This is a genomic window from Streptomyces sp. NPDC005706, from assembly GCF_040631045.1.
Classification (GTDB): Bacteria; Actinomycetota; Actinomycetes; order Streptomycetales; family Streptomycetaceae; genus Streptomyces.
On sequence record NZ_JBEXYS010000004.1, the window covers coordinates 334836 to 349719 of the forward strand.

Below are 14884 nucleotides of genomic sequence, written 5' to 3' on the forward strand. Positions count from 1 at the left end.
GGGTCGTAACCACCCGGCGTCCGGTGCGTTGTTCTGCGTGACGGCCGTGGCGGGGAAGACCCCCGAGCCCCCACCACGGCCGCAGAACTTCCCGCGGCGCGTGCTAGCCGAGGCCGGCGCGCTCCAGGGCCTCGCTGCCGGCTCGCAGCGAGGCGATCCGCTCGTCGAGCGTGAAGCCCGCGGGGGCCAGCGAGAGCGTGGTGACACCGGCGGCGGCGTAGGCCTTCATCCGGTCGGCGATGCGGTCCACGGAGCCCAGCAGCGTCGTCTTGTCGATCAGGTCCTGCGGGACCGCGGCCGCGGCGCCCTGCTTGTCGCCGGACAGGTACTTCTCCTGGATCTCGGCGGCCTCCTTCTCGTACCCCATGCGCTGGGCGAGCCGGTTGTAGAAGTTCTGCTTGAAGCTGCCCATGCCGCCGACGTACAGCGCGGTGTAGGGGCGGAAGGTGTCCGCGAGCCGGGAGACGTCCTTGTCGTCGCCGACGGCCAGCGGCAGGGTCGGGCAGATGTCGAACCCGTCGAGGGTCTTGCCCGCCTTCTCCCGTCCGGCTCGCAGGTGCGTGATCGTGGTGTCCTCGAGGTGCTCGGCGGACGGGAAGATCAGCAGGGCGCCGTCGGCGATCTCGCCGGTCTGCTCGAGGTTCTTCGGGCCGATGGCGGCGATGTACAGCGGGATGTGCTCGCGCTGCGGGTGCACGGTCAGTTTGATCGGCTTGCCCGGGCCGCCGGGCAGCGGCAGCGTCCAGTGCTCGCCCTCGAACGACAGCCGCTCGCGGGTCATCGCCCTGCGGACGATCTCCACGTACTCGCGGGTGCGGGAGAGCGGCTTGTCGAACCGGACGCCGTACCAGCCCTCGGAGACCTGCGGGCCGGAGACGCCGAGGCCGAGCCGGAAGCGGCCCTGGGACAGCGAGTCCAGGGTCGCGGCGGTCATCGCGGTCATGGCCGGCTGCCGGGCCGGGATCTGGAAGATCGCCGAGCCGACGTCGATGCGCTCGGTCTGGGCGGCGACCCAGCTGAGCACGGTGGCGGCGTCCGAGCCGTACGCCTCGGCGGCCCAGCACACGGCGTAGCCCAGCCGCTCGGCCTCCTGCGCGACGGCCAGATTGTCCGCGTCCATCCCGGCACCCCAGTAGCCGAGGTTGATCCCGAGCTGCATGGCCGAATCCCCTTACCCATGAGTAACGTCCGTTGGCTGCGACCTTAGCGAGCCGGGGCCGTCCCCGCACAGCCCCCGCCCGCCGGCCCCCGCCGGCGCCGGTGCCGGCGGGGCCCGGGAATCCGGGCGCCCACCGGGGCGGATCCGGTTGTCCACAGGCAACCCACGACACCAGCTCTGGCCAGTAATCTCCCGCACATGGAGCAGAGGCATCTCGGCCGTACCGGCCTGCGCGTGTCCCGCATCGGACTCGGCACCCTCACCTGGGGCCGGGACACCGACGAGCACGACGCCGCAGACATGCTGAAGACGTTCTGGGAGGCCGGCGGCACCCTCGTCGACACCGCGGACGTGTACGGCGACGGTGAGGCGGAGTACCTGCTCGGGCGGCTCATGGACGGCCTGGTTCCCCGCCGGGACCTGGTGATCTCCACCAAGGCGGGCAGCGTCGCCGACCCGGACCGGCGCGTCGACGGCTCCCGCGGGCATCTGCTCGCCGCCCTGGACGCCTCCCTCGCCCGTCTCGGCACCGACCACGTCGACCTGTGGCAGATCCACGCCTACGATCGGGGCACTCCGCTGGAGGAGACCCTCCAGGCCCTCGACGTGGCGGTGAGCAGCGGCCGGGCCCGGTACGTCGGCGTCGCCAACTTCTGCGGCTGGCAGCTCGCCAAGGCGGCCACCTGGCAGCTCGGGGCGCCGGGCCGCACCCGGCTGGCCGGTACGCAGCTCGAGTACTCGCTGCTCCAGCGCGGCGCCGAACGCGAGGTGCTGCCCGCGGCGCTCGACCTGGGCGTCGGTCTGCTGCCGTCCTCCCCGCTGGGCCGCGGTGTGCTCACGGGCAAGTACCGGCACACCACTCCGGCGGACTCGCGCGGCGCCTCCGAACACCTGGCGCCGTTCGTCGAGCCGTACCTCGACGACACCGCCTCCCACATCGTGGACGCCGTCACGACGGCCGCCGACGGGCTCGCGGTCACCCCGCTCCAGGTCGCCCTCGCCTGGGTCAGGGACCGGCCCGGGGTGGCCGCCCCGGTCGTCGGCGCGCGCCACGCGCAGCAGCTCACGGCGGCACTGTCAGTGGAGACGCTTAGTCTTCCTGACGAGATCTGCCGGGCGCTGGACGATGTGTCGGCGCCCGTGCACCGCTATCCCGATCACGACTGGAGCACGCTGTGAGCACGGAGCCGGAGACCACGGAGGACACCGGGCCCGAGGCGCCGGACGTCCCGGAGAGCCCGGACACCGATCGGACCCCGGAGCAGGGCACTGCGGCCGGCGGCGACCCGGGGAGCACGGGCGCGGAGCCCGCCGGTGACGCGGGCGGGCCGGAGCTGTCCGAGGCGGAGGCCGAGCTGGCCGCGCAGCGGATGGAGCGGGAGCGGATCGAGCAGCGCAGGGCCGAGCGGAAGGCGCCCATCGCGAGCGGCACCGCGCTCAGCGGGAAGGCGGCCGACCTGCTCGCCGCCGTCAGGGCGGTCGAGAGCGGCGAGCAGCCGGCCGCCGCGGTCTTCGCCGAGCCCGCGCCGGCCCCCCGCCGCCCGGCCCCCGAGCCGGTCCGGCGGCCGCAGCCCGCCCCGGCCGCGGTGCCCGCGGCCCACGGGCCCGCCCCCGCGGCCGTGGAGGCCGTGCGGCGGGTGCTCGCCGAGGGCGGGGCGCCCGAGGCCCTGGCGGCCCAGGTGGCAGCGGAACTCGGCGAGGGCGCCGACACCGCGCTGCGCGAGGACCCCTGGCAACTGCTGCGGATCGGCGGGGTGCGGCCGGAGCAGGCCGACGGGTTCGCGCGGGCGCTGCTCGGCGCGGAGTGCCGCCCGGACGACGAGCGGCGGGGCCGCGCGGTGACCGTCTGGCTGCTGGAGCAGGCGGCGCTGGCCGGGCACACCGCGCTGGAGCTGACGGCGCTCACCGCGGCCCTGGCGCAGCGCGGCGTGCCGGACCCGGACGCGGCGGTGCAGAGCACGATCGCCGAGGCGGAGGCGCTGGTCTTCCAGGACGCCCTGGAGGAGCCGGGCGCCCCGGCCCCGAGGGAGGACGACGGCGGGGAGGAGGAGCGCCCGGTCCGGGTCCTTGCCGGTCTGGAGCGGTACGCGCTCGCCGAGGAGAGCCTCGCCGACGGGCTGGCCCGGCTGGTCAACTCACCGGCCAAGGAGGCCGCCGGCCCCTGGGAGGCGGTCGCCGCCGGGGCGTCCGGCGGCGCGGCCGAGCTGACCCGCGCGGTCGCCGGGCACGCTCTGGTGCTGCACACCGGCGGCGAGGCGGCCCGCGCCGAACCGGCCGCGCTGCTCGGCGCGGCCCGGGCCGCCGGGCTGCGTGCCTTCGCCGTCTGCCACACCCCGGCCGGCCGCACCCGTCTCGCCGCCCTGCTCGGTGACGACGAGGGCGCCCGGGCCGTCGGCACGGTCGCCGGTGTCCTGTCCGGGGCCGAGGGGCCCGGCCGGGACGCGGAGGGCGCGCTGGACCTGGATCTGCTGATCGTGCTGGACGCGCCCCAACTCGACGTGGAGAGCGCTGCGATGCTCGTGGAGTCGCTGCCGGACGGGGCCCGGCTGGTGCTCAGCGGCGACCCCTCGGTGCTGTGGTCGGCCGGGCCCGGCCGGGTCTTCGCCGATCTGCTGGCCGTCCGCGCCTGCCCGCAGCTCGCCTCCCGCATCCCCGACCCCGGCCCGCTGGGCGAGCTGGTCTCCGGCATCGGGGCCGGTGAACTGAACCAGGTGGAGGCGCCCGGCAAGGAGATCGTCATCGTTCCGGTGCGGGACGCGGGCGAGGCCGTGCACCGGACGGTGCAACTGGTCGCGGACTCGGTGCCGCGGGCCATCGGGGTGCCGCCCGAGCAGACGGTGGTGATCACCCCGGGCCACGGCGGCGCCGCCGGCACCCGGGCCCTGAACACCGCCCTGAAGGAACGCCTCAACCCGGGTCCCGGCCGCTTCGGCGGCTTCGACCCCGGCGACCGGATCGCCTACTCCCCCGCCCCGGGCCGTACGGTGCCGGGCCGCGTGGTCAACGCCGACGCCGACGGGCTGCGGCTGGAGTGCGCGGGCGAGCCCGTCGTCGTGCCCCGGGAGCGGGTGGAGCAGTCGGTGCGGCACGGCTGGGCGCTGACCGCGCACCAGGCGGTGGGCGGCCGCTGGCCGGCCGCGGTGGTGGTGCTCCCCGGGGACGCCGCGCAGACCCTCACCAGACCCTGGATCTACACGGCCTTCGGCCGGGGTGAGCGCCATCTGTCGGTGGTGCACGGTGTGGAGCAGGCGCTGCCGAGGGCCGTGGCGGAGGTCCAGGCCAAGCCCCGGACCACCCGCCTGCGGACGCTGCTGCGCGCCCAGGTCCCCGCGGCGGACTGACCGGCCCGCCGGCTTCGCGCCCGGCCGGGGCGGCGGTGCCGTACGGGCCCTGGGCCCCGGCGGCACCGCCGGACCGGGTCACCGCTCGGCGTCGAGCGGCTCCAGATCGTCGTCGCCGTCGAGCTCGTCGTCCGCGTCCAGCTCGTCCAGGGCCTCGTCGATGCCGTCGTCCTCGTGGTCCTCGTCGTCGTCCTCGTGGTCCTCGTGGTCCTCGTCGAACACCGCGCTGACGTCGAACCGGCACAGCACCCGCTCCGGGTCGACCTCGTCGAACGGGGCCTCCAGCCACTCACCGGGTTCGGCCGGCTCGTCGGCGGCGGTGACCCACAGCGTGGAGTCGCCCTCCTCGAGGCCGAACTCCGCGTGCCGGGAGGCGATCTCGTCCGGTTCGAACTCGCCGAAGAGGACTCCGAGCGCCCCGGGGACGGTGGCGGCGGCCTCGTCGTTCGCGCCCTCGCCGTCCTCGTACTCCGCCGCCTCGACCCGCTGGGCCTGGGCCAGCAGCCGCTGGGGCTCCGCCACGGAGTAGTCGCGGCGGATCAGCACGCTGACGGCGTGCGGTTCCCCGGGGCCCGCGTACGGCGGCAGCGAGTCCTCCGCACCGGGGATCTCGAACGGCGTGACCTCGTCGTAGCGGTCGTAGAGCAGCTCGTCGTAGGCCTCGGCGGCCGAGGCCAGCTCGTTGAACGCCTCGTAGACGGCCTGGTCGTCCTCCCCCGTCCTGCGTTCGACCGCGGCCAGGTGACGGTCGAGCGCGGTCTTGACCGCCTCGACGGCGGCGCGTACCTCGGCAGCGGTGGGCTGCGCAGCATCAGACATAGTGCAGACGCTATCCGTACCGGGCACCAGCCCGCACAATAGATGCGATGCCGGAATACGAATTTGTCGACGTGTACGTGCCTCGTGGGGTGTCCCGCAAGGAGGCGACGCGTCTGCTGACGGACCATGCCGAGTACGGACACTGGGAGTTGGACCGACTGAGCCTGCTGCGCGACGGCAGCCGCAAGGTGCGGTTGCGCCGACGGATCATCCGCCAGGTGCGGGCCACGTGGTGAGGCAGGACGACGTATGAACAGCGGAGCGGGCCCCGCCAGGACGGCGGGGCCCGCTCCGGTTTCGACGGCCTCGCGGCCACGGCGTTCCGGCTAGGCGGCCCGGGCCTTGCGGTACAGCACCGCGCCCGCGAGCAGTGCGCCGGCGCCGGCCGGCAGCGCGAGCCCGAGCGGCACCTCGCTTCCGGTGTGGGCGAGCTGACCGCCGCCCGCGGACTGCTCCGAACCGCCGCCGTGCGTCCTGACCTGGGACGAACCGTGCGGCGTCCGGCCGGTGTCGGTGGGCGGAGTGGCCGGCGTTCCCGGGTGGCCGGGCGTACCGGGGTTGCCAGGCGTACCGGGGTGGCCGGGCGTTCCGGGGTGCCCCGGAGTGCCCGGGTTGCCGGGGCGGCCCGGGTGCCCCGGGTGGCCGGGCGGGTTGTGGTGCCCGCCGCCGTTGGCGCAGTCGTTGCCCTTGGCGGCGTTGCCGGCGCCCACGACGTCCACGCTGTTGCCGCACACGTTCACCGGGACGTCGACCGGCACCTGAACGGTGTTGCCGGAGCCGACGCCGGGCGAGTGGTCGCTGCGGCCGCTCGCGTGGGAGCCGCCGTGGCCACTCGAGCCGCTGCCGCCGTGGTTGGCGCACGCGTTGCCCGCGGCCGGGTTGAGGAGCCCGACCACGTTCACGGTGTTGCCGCAGACGTTCACCGGAACGTGCACCGGTGCCTGCACGGTGTTGCCGGACAGCACGCCGGGCGAACCGGTGGCGGATCCGGCCGCGCCGGCGTCGGCGTGCGCGTAGCCGCTCGCGGCGGCGATCACGCCGGTGGCGGCGGCCATGGTCATAAGACCCTTGCGGGTGCTCTGTCGCATTACGGAATTCCCCCCTGCCTTCGATGTTCTCTGCACCCTCCGCGAAAGGGAATTCCGCGGAGAAAGGCCCGTCGGCCCCGGAGCGCATGGCACGCGCTCCGGGGCCGACGGCACGTAAAAGACGCCCCTCGGGGAGCCTGCGTCAGTCGTTGACGCAGCCGTTGCCGAAGGCGGGGTTCAGGAGCCCGATCACGTCGACCGTGTTGCCGCAGGCGTTCACCGGAACGTGGACGGGCACCTCGATGACGTTGCCGGAGACGACGCCCGGCGAGTGCGCGGCGGCACCCTGGGCACCCGAGTCGGCGACGGCCAGGCCCGCGCCCGCGAGAACCAGACCACCGGTGGCGGCCGCGGCAGCGACGACCTTCTTGATCATTTATTCCTCCTAGTTGGCAATGCGATCCCAAGGTGCGGGGATCACATCACCTGTAACGAGGAGGGGGTAATGAGGCTACGAGCTTATCGTCGCATTCACTCTTCCCAGTCGATCTCGCACAGCCGCCCGATTAATCGACCGAAGGCGTCACGACGCCGATCGTCCGAAGGCGTCACGGCGCCGATCGTCCGGAGGCGTCACGACGCGTCGATGAACCGGTCGAGCACCCGGACACCGAACTTCAGCCCGTCCACCGGCACCCGCTCGTCCACGCCGTGGAACATGCCGGCGAAATCCAGCTCCGGAGGCAGCTTCAGCGGCGCGAAGCCGAAGCCGCGGATGCCGAGGTCGTCGAAGGACTTGGCGTCGGTGCCGCCGGAGAGCATGTAGGGGATCGCCTTGGCGGTCGGGTCCTCGGCGAGCAGCGCGGACTGCATGGCCTCGACCAGCGCGCCGTCGAAGGTGGTCTCGACCGCCTTGTCGGCGTGCACGTCCTCGCGGCGGACGTTCGGCCCGAGGAGCCGGTCGAGGTCGCCGAGGAACTCCTCCTCGTGCCCCGGCAGGAACCGCCCGTCGATGTGCGCGGTGGCCTCGCCGGGGATGACGTTGACCTTGTAGCCGGCGCCGAGCTGGGTGGGGTTGGCGGTGTTGGAGAGGGTCGCGCCGATGAGCTTGGCGATGCCGCCGAGCTTGGCGAGGGTGGCATCCATGTTCTCCGGGTCCAGCTCGGTGCCGAGGGCGTCGCCGAGCTCGTCCAGGAAGGCCCGGGTGGTCTTGGTGACCCGGACCGGGAACTTGTGCCGGCCGACCCGGGCGACGGCCTCGGACAGCTCGGTGATGGCGTTGTCCCGGTGGATCATCGACCCGTGTCCGGCGGTGCCGGCCACGGTCAGCTTCATCCAGTGCATGCCCTTCTCGGCCGTCTGGATCAAATAGAGCCGCCGCTTCTCGTTCACGGTGAACGAGAAGCCGCCCACCTCGCTGATCGCCTCGGTGACGCCGTCGAACAGGCCGGGATGGTGGTCGACGAGGTGGCGTGCGCCGTACGTGCCGCCCGCCTCCTCGTCGGCGAGGAAGGCGACCACGATGTCGCGCGGGGGCCGGCGTCCGCTCCGGAGCCGGTCGCGCACGACCGCGAGGGTCATCGCGTCCATGTCCTTCATGTCGACGGCCCCGCGCCCCCACACGCACCCGTCGGCGACCTCGCCGGAGAACGGGTCGTGGGTCCAGTCGTGGGCGTTGGCCGGTACGACGTCCAGGTGGCCGTGGATCAGCAGCGCGGGCCGGGACGGGTCCTCGCCCTCGATGCGGGCCACGGTGGAGGCGCGTCCGGGGTGCGACTCGAAGATCTCCGGCTCCAGCCCCACCTCGGCGAGCTTCCCGGCGACGTACTCGGCGGCCGCCCGTTCGCCGGGCCCGGAGTGGTCGCCGTAGTTGCTGGTGTCGAACCGGATCAGCTCGCGGCAGAGGTCCACGACCTCGTCCTCGCCGGTGACGCCCCTGGCCGTGTCCGTCTCGCTCACGCTGACTCCTCCCACTGTCACTGCTGGTGGTCCCGTCCATCCTCTCCCCGGCCCGGCCCCGCGCCCAAGACCGGGCCCGGCCCGTCACGCGCCGTTCACGCCGGACGGGCCCCGGGGACGGGGTGTGATCGGCCGGCCCGGAAAGCCTGGTAGTCTTTCCTTCGTCGCCGCGGGGGAAACCCTCGCACGAAAGACACCTTGTCCGGGTGGCGGAATGGCAGACGCGCTAGCTTGAGGTGCTAGTGCCCTTTATCGGGCGTGGGGGTTCAAGTCCCCCCTCGGACACCAGCAAGGCCCTCGCATCGCGGGGGCCTTTCGCATGCCCCGGGAGCGGCGCCGCGGTCCGGGGCGGCTCCCGGGTCGGCTCTCAGCGGGGCGCGGTGGCGCGCAGAGGCCGTGCGGTGAGGGTGCCGTCGTCGCTCCGCTCGACGCGGGTGCCGAGGTCGCGGCCGCACCGGTCGAGCACGGTGCGCAGCCAGGAGGTGTCCTCGGCCGAGGCGGGTTCCAGGCGCATCCGGCGGGCCCGCAGGGGCACCATCCGCAGGCGGGTCAGCCTGCCGGTGCCCGCCTCCAGGGTCACCAGGTACAGCAGGCGCAGGTCGTCCCGGTAGCGCTCGTAGCCGCTGATGCCCTCGTAGTCGTCGACGAGGTCGCCGCAGCCGTACAGGACGAGCCGGCCCCGGTACACCTCGGGGGCGCGCGGGTGGTGTGAGGAGTGGCCGTGGACGACGTCCACGCCGGCGTCGACCAGGGCGTGGGCGAAGCGGATCTCTCCGCCGGCGATTCCGTAGCCCCAGTTGGGGCCCCAGTGGACGGAGGCGACGACGAGGTCGGCGGGCCGCCGGAGCTGGCGCAGGCAGTCGGCGAAGGCGGCCGCGCCGGCCGGGGTCGGCGCGGCGATCAGGGCCACCCCGGAGCGGTCGGCGGTGGCGGCCCAGCCGTGCGGGATGCCGCTGGAGGGCATCCCGAAGGAGAAGACGAGGACGCGGCCGCCGGACTTCAGGGGGACGGCCGCCGGCCGCCAGGCGGAGACCGCGTCGGGGCCCGCTCCGGCCGTGCGCAGCCCGGCCCCGGCCAGGCTGTCCAGCGTCTCCGCGAGCCCGGGCGGCCCGAAGTCGAGCACGTGGTTGTTGGCGAGGGCGCAGACGTCGGGGCGGGCCGCGGCGAGGCAGGACAGGTTGGCGGGGTTCATGCGGTAGTGGACGGCCTTGCCGGGCTCGAAGTCGCCGTCCTGGGTGACGGCGGTCTCCAGGTTGATCACCCGTACCTCGGGCGCGGCCCGGTCCAGGCAGGGCAGTGCCTCGCCCCAGGGCCAGGCCGGGTCCACCGGGCGGGGTATCGGGCCGTTCACGGACTCGGCGAGGGCCACGTAGTCCCGGGCGTCGCGCACGTAGTCCTCCCGCAGGGCGGGGTCGCCGGGGTGCGGGAGGATCTGGTCGACGCCCCGGCCGAGCATGACGTCACCGGCGAGGAACAGGGTGACGGCGCCCTCGCGCATGGTCCCGGCCCTACACGTGCGCGGGGGCCATGTGGTCGGTGAACCAGTCGCGGGCCAGTTCGGTCACCCGCTCCAGCGTGCCGGGCTCCTCGAAGAGATGGGTGGCGCCGGGCACCACCTCGAGCCGGCTCTCGCAGCGCAGCGCGGCCCGCGCCTCCCGGTTGAGTTCGAGCACCTGCCGGTCGGCGCCGCCCACGATGAGCAGGGTGGGCGCCGTCACGTCGGGCAGCCGGGGCCCGGCGAGGTCGGGGCGGCCCCCGCGGGAGACGACGGCGGCGGGGCGGGCCGACGGTTCGGCGGCGGCCCACAGGGCGGCGGCCGCGCCGGTGCTGGCGCCGAAGTAGCCGACCGCGAGCCCTTCGGCGTCGGGCTCCTCGCGCAGCCACCGGGTGACGTCGCGGAGCCGGCCGGCCAACAGTGCGATGTCGAAGACGTTGGCCCGGTCGCGCTCCTCGTCCTCGGTGAGCAGGTCGAACAGGAGGGTGCCGAGTCCGGCGCGGTTCAGTCCGCCGGCGACGAACCGGTTGCGGGGGCTGTGCCGGCCGCTGCCGCTGCCGTGGGCGAAGGCCACGATTCCCGTCGCGCCCGCGGGCAGGGTGAGCCGGCCGCGCAGCCGGACGGCGCCGGCGGCGATCTCCGCCTCCCGGTCCCCGGGGCCGGTGCCGGCGAAGCGTTCGTGGCGGTGGGCCGCCTGCCGCAGCCAGGCGGTGACCTCGTCGTCGGCGACCTGGGTGAAGTCGCCGTAGAACTGGCCGATCGCGTAGAAGTCCGCCGGAGTGGCCAGGCAGACCAGGTCGTCGGCCTCCCCGGCGAGCCGGTGCGGGAAGTCCCAGGGTGCGACGGGGACCGCGAGCACGATCCGGGCGGCGCCGCGGGCCCGGGCGATCCGGCAGGCGACGCGCGCGGTGGAGCCGGTGGCCACGCCGTCGTCGACGATCACGGCGGTCCGGCCGGCGACTCCGGCCGGCCGGCGGTCGCCGCGGTAGCGGGCGGCGCGCTGTGCCAGGACGGCGCGCTCGTGCGCCTCGACCCGGTCCAGGTCGGCCCGGGTGACCCCGCTGCCGCGCACCACCTGCTGGTTGATGACGCGGACGCCGTCCTCGCCGATGGCGCCCATGCCCAGCTCGGGCTGGCTGGGCAGGCCCAGTTTGCGGACCATGCAGACGTCCAGCGGGGCGTCGAGGGCCTCGGCGACCTGCGCGCCCACCGGGATGCCGCCCCGGGGCAGTCCGAGCACCACGACGTCCTGGCCTCTGAGGTACTCGAGGCGGGCGCCCAGCCGCCGCCCCGCCTCGAGCCGGTCGGTGAAGAGCACGGTGGGTCCCCTCATTCCCGGGACAGCCAGAGCGGCGCGGGAGCCTCCCGGTCGGTCGCGCCCATGTCCTTCATGTCGCCCGCGGCCGCGCGCAGCAGCACCCGGCCCATGGCGATCAGCGCGCGTCCGGCGGCGAGTTCGTCGCCGATGTCGGGCACCGCCGTGTCGTAGGGGTTGCGGCGGGCCTCGGCGTGGCTCTCCAGGACGTTGTCTCCGGTGTCCAGGACGATCCGGGCGGTGGTGTCCGGGTCGTGTTCGGACAGGTACAGGTTCAGCCGCCATTCCTTCACCGACGGAGGACGACTGCTCAGGGGTCGGGTCATCGTCCGCCCCTCCTCACTGCGCTGCGAGGCCGACGGGACGCACCGGCACGCGTCACCCCTTCCACTGTGCACCGGCCGGGCGGGCGGCGCACCGGCGGCGGACCGGCGCGGCGGCCCGGGCAGAATGAGGGGCATGACCACGCGCGCCTGCCCCTGCGGACCTGCCCAGCCCTACGACGCCTGCTGCGGCCGTTTCCACTACGGGCCGGCCGCCGCTCCGACCGCCGAGGCGCTGATGCGGTCGCGGTACAGCGCGTTCGTCCGGGGGGACGCGGCGTATCTGCTGCGGACGTGGCATCCGCGCACCCGTCCCGAGCGGCTGGAGCTGGATCCGCGGACGAGGTGGACGGGGCTGGAGATCCTGGAGACCGGTGAGGGTTCGGCGTTCCACCGCGCGGGGACGGTGACCTTCCGCGCCTCCTACCGGGGCGGTTCGCTGCACGAGCGGAGCCGGTTCGAGCGGGTGGACGGGGCGTGGGTGTACGTCGACGGGGACTTCCTCGACTGAATCCCGGCCGGGGGCGTCGCGTCCGGCCCGGGATAACGGTTCCGGGGCGTCAGGGCGCCAGGATGTCCAGTTCCTGGAGGGCGCCCTCGGTGATCTCCCTGGTGAGCCGTTCGGCGCGGGTGCGGTCGCCTTCGCGGACCGCCTCGGCGACCTGGACGTGCAGGGTGACGGCCGCCGGGTCGGGGTCCTCGAACATGACCTCGTGATGGGTGCGCCCGGCCAGCACCTCCGCGACGACGTCGCCGAGGCGGGCGAACATCTCGTTGCCGGAGGCGGTGAGGACGACCCGGTGGAAGGCGATGTCGTGGACCAGGTAGTCCTGGAGCCGGTGTCCGCGTGAGTTGGCCACCATTCCGAGGGCGCACTCGGTGAGTTCGGCGCACTGCTCGGGCGTGGCGTGGGTGGCGGCGAGGCCGGCGGCCACCGGTTCGATCGCGGAGCGCAGCACGGTCAGGGAGCGCAGCTGGTGCGGGCGGTCGGCGCCCGCCAGACGCCACCGGATGACCTGCGGGTCGTAGACGTTCCACTCGCACTTGGGGCGGACGGTGACGCCGACCCGGCGGCGGGACTCGACCAGGTGCATGGACTCCAGCACGCGGACGGCCTCGCGCATCACGGAGCGTGAGACCTCGAAGTGCTGTGCCAGCTCGTCGGTGCGCAGCACGCTGCCCGGCGGATACTCCCCCGCGGTGATCGCGGGACCGAGGGTGTCCAGTACGCGGCCGTGCAACCCCCGGCCCGGTGTGCTCATGGAATCAGCGTACGGCCTGGATCACGGCGACAAAAAGTCAGACTTATATGTCACACACTCTTGTATTCGTCGTACCTAATAGGTTTCAGTGTGGCGACGCCGAAGTGGCGTCGGATGTCGAGGAAGACAGCGAGGCAGTCATGCGCACCCCCCAGGTCGTCGTCGTGATGGGCGTCGCCGGGACGGGCAAGACCACGATCGGTCCGTTGCTCGCCGCCCGGCTGGGTGTCCCGTACGCCGAGGGCGACGACTTCCACCCGCGGGCCAACATCGAGAAGATGACGGCCGGCGTTCCGCTCGAGGATGCCGACCGGTGGCCGTGGCTGGAGGCCATCGGGCACTGGGCGCACGGGCGCGCCGGGCTCGGCGGGGTGGTCAGCAGCTCGGCGCTGAAGCGGTCGTACCGCGACCGGCTCAGGGCCGTCGCTCCGGGAGTGGTGTTCCTCCACCTCACGGGCGACCGCGCGCTGATCGAGGACCGGATGTCCCACCGGCAGGGTCACTTCATGCCGACCGCGCTGCTGGACTCCCAGTTCGCCACGCTGCAGCCGCTGGAGCCGGACGAGGCCGGAGTGGCCGTGGACGTCGGCGGCAGCCCCGAGGAGATCACCGCACGCGCCGTGCGGGCCCTCGACGCGTTTTCCGACACCTCCGAGTAACACCTCACCCCCGTCCCCCGTACCTGCAAGGGAACCCCCGTGACCAGACTCAGCGTCGAGATGCTGGCAGCGGACGCACCTCCGCCGATCACCTCCGCCGGCCATGCCCAGCTCGGCATCGCCGTCCTGGTGGGCATCGCCGTCATCGTGCTGCTCATCACCAAGTTCAAGCTTCATGCCTTCCTGTCGCTGACCATCGGGTCGCTGGCGCTCGGCGCGGTCGCCGGCGCCCCACTGGACAAGGCCATCGTCAGTTTCACCACCGGACTCGGCAGCACCGTGGCCGGCGTGGGCGTCCTGATCGCGCTCGGGGCGATCCTGGGCAAGCTCCTCGCCGACTCCGGCGGCGCCGACCAGCTGGTCGACACGATCCTCGCCAAGGCGGGCGGCCGGTCGATGCCGTGGGCGATGGTGCTGATCGCGTCCGTGATCGGCCTGCCGCTCTTCTTCGAGGTCGGCATCGTGCTGCTGATCCCCGTCGTCCTGATGGTCGCCAAGCGCGGCAACTACTCCCTGATGCGCATCGGCATCCCGGCGCTCGCCGGCCTGTCCGTGATGCACGGCCTGATCCCGCCGCACCCCGGCCCGCTGGTCGCGATCGACGCGGTCAAGGCCAACCTGGGTGTCACGCTGGCGCTCGGCATCCTGGTCGCCATCCCCACGGTGATCATCGCCGGTCCGGTGTTCTCGCGCTTCGCCGCCCGCTGGGTGGACGTCCCCGCCCCCGAGCGGATGATCCCGCAGCGCCCGTCCGAGGACCTGGAGCGCCGTCCGGGCTTCGGCCCGACGCTGGCCACCGTGCTGCTCCCGGTGGTGCTGATGCTGGCCAAGGCGCTGGTGGACATCGTGGTGGACGACACCACGGACATGACCCAGCGGGTCTTCGACGTGGTCGGTTCCCCGCTGATCGCGCTGCTCGCGGCCGTCATAGTCGGCTTCTTCACGCTGGGCCGGCCCGCCGGCTTCAGCAAGGAGCGCCTGCAGCAGACGGTCGAGAAGGGCCTGATGCCGATCGCCGGCATCCTGCTGATCGTGGGCGCGGGCGGCGGCTTCAAGCAGACGCTGATCGACTGCGGAGTGGGCCAGATGATCCTGGACATCTCCAAGGACTGGGCGATCCCGGCGCTGCTGCTGGCCTGGCTGATCGCGGTCGTGATCCGGCTGGCCACCGGCTCGGCGACGGTGGCGACGGTCTCGGCGGCCGGTCTGGTCGCGCCGCTCGCGGCCGACATGTCGACCACCCACTCCGCTCTGCTGGTCCTCGCCATCGGCGCCGGCTCGCTCTTCTTCAGCCATGTCAACGACGCCGGTTTCTGGCTGGTGAAGGAGTACTTCGGGCTGAGCGTGGGGCAGACCGTGAAGACCTGGTCGGTGATGGAGACGATCATCTCGGTGGTCGCGGGCGGGCTGGTCCTGCTGCTGTCACTCGTCATATAGGCGGCACGGGCGCGGTACACACGGCGCCGCGCATGCGGGCGCGGCAGCCACCGCTCACCCCCTCCTCGGCGGCCGAGGAGGGGGTGA

The 14884-nt window shown here is 73.7% G+C and carries 15 protein-coding genes and 1 tRNA gene; 7 read left to right on the top strand and 9 right to left on the bottom strand.

Translation table 11 applies throughout. The annotated features are described in order from the left end of the window. Positions 1-103 precede the first annotated feature (103 nt). Entirely contained in the window at positions 104-1159 is a 1056-nt protein-coding gene (locus ABZ478_RS10590; RefSeq protein WP_359547245.1) for an LLM class F420-dependent oxidoreductase, read from the bottom strand. A 198-nt stretch (positions 1160-1357) separates the two neighbouring features. Between ABZ478_RS10590 and ABZ478_RS10595 the strand changes: the two genes are divergently transcribed. Together ABZ478_RS10595 and ABZ478_RS10600 are read left to right on the top strand one after the other, a co-directional pair. Then, on the top strand, positions 1358-2338 hold the full coding sequence (locus tag ABZ478_RS10595; RefSeq protein WP_359547248.1) for an aldo/keto reductase: 981 nt from the start codon (positions 1358-1360) through the stop codon (positions 2336-2338). Further along, the gene (locus ABZ478_RS10600; RefSeq protein WP_359547251.1) at positions 2335-4500 is read left to right on the top strand and encodes a helix-hairpin-helix domain-containing protein; all 2166 of its coding nucleotides are present in this window, start codon (positions 2335-2337) and stop codon (positions 4498-4500) included. The genes ABZ478_RS10595 and ABZ478_RS10600 overlap by 4 nt, the downstream gene beginning before the upstream one ends. 78 nt (positions 4501-4578) lie before the next feature. On the opposite strand, the gene ABZ478_RS10605 is transcribed toward ABZ478_RS10600, so the two are convergent. Further along, positions 4579-5319, bottom strand: coding sequence for a hypothetical protein (locus ABZ478_RS10605; RefSeq protein ID WP_359547254.1), 741 nt, complete (start codon positions 5317-5319; stop codon positions 4579-4581). A 47-nt stretch (positions 5320-5366) separates the two neighbouring features. On the opposite strand from ABZ478_RS10605, the gene ABZ478_RS10610 reads away from it, so the two are divergent. Further along, on the top strand, positions 5367-5555 hold the full coding sequence (locus ABZ478_RS10610; protein WP_043407302.1) for a DUF5703 family protein: 189 nt from the start codon (positions 5367-5369) through the stop codon (positions 5553-5555). A gap of 90 nt (positions 5556-5645) precedes the next feature. On the opposite strand, the gene ABZ478_RS10615 is transcribed toward ABZ478_RS10610, so the two are convergent. The 3 genes from ABZ478_RS10615 to ABZ478_RS10625 all read right to left on the bottom strand — a co-directional run bounded on the left by ABZ478_RS10615 (position 5646) and on the right by ABZ478_RS10625 (position 8306). Then, positions 5646-6407: a chaplin family protein gene (locus ABZ478_RS10615; RefSeq protein WP_359547257.1), complete on the bottom strand. Its 762-nt coding sequence runs from the start codon at positions 6405-6407 to the stop codon at positions 5646-5648. Between the two features lie 142 nt (positions 6408-6549). Continuing rightward, positions 6550-6783, bottom strand: a complete 234-nt coding sequence (chpH, locus tag ABZ478_RS10620; protein ID WP_358935055.1) for a chaplin ChpH — start codon at positions 6781-6783, stop codon at positions 6550-6552. Between the two features lie 197 nt (positions 6784-6980). Next, positions 6981-8306, bottom strand: a complete 1326-nt coding sequence (locus ABZ478_RS10625; protein WP_359547259.1) for a M20/M25/M40 family metallo-hydrolase — start codon at positions 8304-8306, stop codon at positions 6981-6983. Between the two features lie 200 nt (positions 8307-8506). Here ABZ478_RS10625 and ABZ478_RS10630 point away from each other — a divergent pair. Next, a tRNA-Leu gene (locus ABZ478_RS10630) sits at positions 8507-8594 on the top strand. 79 nt (positions 8595-8673) lie between these two features. Here ABZ478_RS10630 and ABZ478_RS10635 read toward each other — a convergent pair. From ABZ478_RS10635 to ABZ478_RS10645, 3 genes are read right to left on the bottom strand one after another with little or no spacing between them, the layout of a single operon-like run. Continuing rightward, positions 8674-9804: a CapA family protein gene (locus ABZ478_RS10635; protein WP_359547262.1), complete on the bottom strand. Its 1131-nt coding sequence runs from the start codon at positions 9802-9804 to the stop codon at positions 8674-8676. A 10-nt stretch (positions 9805-9814) separates the two neighbouring features. Beyond that, a complete protein-coding gene (locus ABZ478_RS10640; protein WP_359547265.1) occupies positions 9815-11119 on the bottom strand; it encodes a phosphoribosyltransferase family protein in 1305 nt (434 codons plus the stop codon). Between the two features lie 11 nt (positions 11120-11130). Further along, positions 11131-11442: a dsRBD fold-containing protein gene (locus ABZ478_RS10645; protein WP_358935047.1), complete on the bottom strand. Its 312-nt coding sequence runs from the start codon at positions 11440-11442 to the stop codon at positions 11131-11133. A gap of 133 nt (positions 11443-11575) precedes the next feature. Here ABZ478_RS10645 and ABZ478_RS10650 point away from each other — a divergent pair, with 133 nt between their 5' ends. Further along, positions 11576-11950, top strand: a complete 375-nt coding sequence (locus tag ABZ478_RS10650; RefSeq protein WP_359547267.1) for a YchJ family protein — start codon at positions 11576-11578, stop codon at positions 11948-11950. A gap of 49 nt (positions 11951-11999) precedes the next feature. On the opposite strand, the gene ABZ478_RS10655 is transcribed toward ABZ478_RS10650, so the two are convergent. Then, positions 12000-12701: a FadR/GntR family transcriptional regulator gene (locus ABZ478_RS10655; protein ID WP_359547269.1), complete on the bottom strand. Its 702-nt coding sequence runs from the start codon at positions 12699-12701 to the stop codon at positions 12000-12002. Positions 12702-12841: 140 nt separating this feature from the next. Here ABZ478_RS10655 and ABZ478_RS10660 point away from each other — a divergent pair, with 140 nt between their 5' ends. Further along, the gene (locus ABZ478_RS10660) at positions 12842-13360 is read left to right on the top strand and encodes a gluconokinase (RefSeq protein ID WP_359547271.1); all 519 of its coding nucleotides are present in this window, start codon (positions 12842-12844) and stop codon (positions 13358-13360) included. A gap of 39 nt (positions 13361-13399) precedes the next feature. Beyond that, positions 13400-14797 carry a gluconate:H+ symporter gene (locus ABZ478_RS10665; protein WP_359547273.1) on the top strand — a complete coding sequence of 466 codons (1398 nt, stop codon included), beginning with the start codon at positions 13400-13402 and terminating at the stop codon, positions 14795-14797. The last annotated feature ends 87 nt before the right edge of the window (positions 14798-14884 follow it).